We start from the raw sequence: 1,579 nt of genomic DNA on the forward strand, positions 1-1,579 counted from the left end.
TTTTTCAAATTGATCATCGCTCCCAGTCTCCCCATTAGAAATTCATTTATTTCTACAGGGGTTAATTATATACTACTGGGGGATTTTTCAATGACTCCAGTGGTCCAGTTTTAGATTACTACATACAATTTTAATATTAGAAGAGAAATTTGGTATGAATCGTGATTCTATTTTAGGTGATTTTGAGAATGATGAAGAGGGTACAGTAGGTAAAAATTCACTTCGAAGGTTTCAGTTGATATGTAAAAATGATGAAAACATAGCACAACCAATTAGAAGAGTCTTACGTAAATTTGCAGAGGTACTTGAAAAATGTGATGCTATTGGTCAATCAGATAAAAAAGAAAGCATTGCACAAGAAATAGAAAATTTTATTGATTACAAGAAGGATATATAATTTTGTATTTTGTATTTGGCAAGTAGAAAATGGCTCATACGCACTATTGGTGAATTTTAACCTGTATCCCACTTGGACGGTCAGCCATTGGGTCTCTGTTGTATCCGGTTCTGCTGAAACCATACCTCTTTCAAATCGGTGAACCCAATAATACATTTGGTGGACCTTGATTTCCTGGTTTCTGCACCATTCGGCAATCATTTGCCCGCTTTCTTTCCAAGCATCATATCACGCTTTCCATTCGATTCTTTTTTCTTTTAGGGTCATGGCATAACCTCCCGAACGAATTCTAAGAAGATTATCGCATCGACAACCTATGATTAATACGTGTATTTTATTTGACGCTTACCCTAATGGGAATTCTTATTATTTTTCTCTGTTCTATTTAGAAGCGCATAATACCCTTGTGCGTAAGAGCTTAATCGCTTGATCATTTTTAATCGGTTGACATGTCCTTCAATAAAGCCATTGCTCTTTTTCAATGAACAGGCATGAAAAGTTGACGTAAAGTCAACAAGTATTAGATCAATAAATGTTTTAGTCAGAGGATCTTCCCTATTTTTTACATACAGGATGAGCTCTTGCAATTGCTTATCAGGGTTTGAAATCGCTTCTCGGAATCCTTGAACAAAAGCAAACCAGGATCATAGGGAAGACATGTCTGTTTAAAATGTTATTAACGAGATCTTTATGATCAGCAGATGAGGAAAATGTCCATTGCTATAACGCCCTCGTATCTCTTTTTAGTATAATAAGCGGATGGCTAAAGAATCTTTCCTATCTTTCTTCGTTTACGAATGTCTGTTACCAGCAATCGTACAAAACCGTAAGGACCAGTGTAACCTTGGTCGGTCACGCTGCTGTAAATTTCTTGCACAGTACGTTGAATGGAATAACCTTGTCTCTTTAATTTTTAGCTTGAAGTGCTCTTTCCCACTTTTTTCTGCGTTTTGTTTCTGCGATTTTTTGTTTGGTCAATGGAGTTGTTTGAGGAAGGGGATGAGGTGGTTCTTCAATCTTTAAAATACGCGGTGGTAGTACACTTTTTTTATTACGTAAGCGTAAAATAGATCACACCTTCTGATTGCCTAAGAATTTTGGGATAATCTCCTCAAGATCTAAAGAGGAGGTTTTGCGATGGATCGATCGGAACACATAAAGATATGGGAGAAGCGCATCGCA

Annotated in this window: 1 protein-coding gene and 1 pseudogene; one reads left to right on the top strand and one right to left on the bottom strand. The window is 36.7% G+C overall.

What is annotated here, in order from left to right:
- The first annotated feature begins 154 nt into the window (after positions 1-154).
- The gene (locus ACE1TI_RS21725) at positions 155-397 is read left to right on the top strand and encodes a hypothetical protein (protein ID WP_375009585.1); all 243 of its coding nucleotides are present in this window, start codon (positions 155-157) and stop codon (positions 395-397) included.
- Here ACE1TI_RS21725 and tnpA read toward each other — a convergent pair.
- A pseudogene (tnpA, locus tag ACE1TI_RS21935) lies at positions 332-610 on the bottom strand (IS66 family insertion sequence element accessory protein TnpA); the annotation flags it as partial. The gene ACE1TI_RS21725 and the pseudogene tnpA sit on opposite strands and share 66 nt — an antisense overlap.
- Positions 611-1,579 lie beyond the last annotated feature (969 nt).

Source organism: Alteribacillus sp. JSM 102045, from assembly GCF_041949975.1.
Taxonomy (GTDB): Bacteria; Bacillota; Bacilli; order Bacillales; family Marinococcaceae; genus Alteribacillus.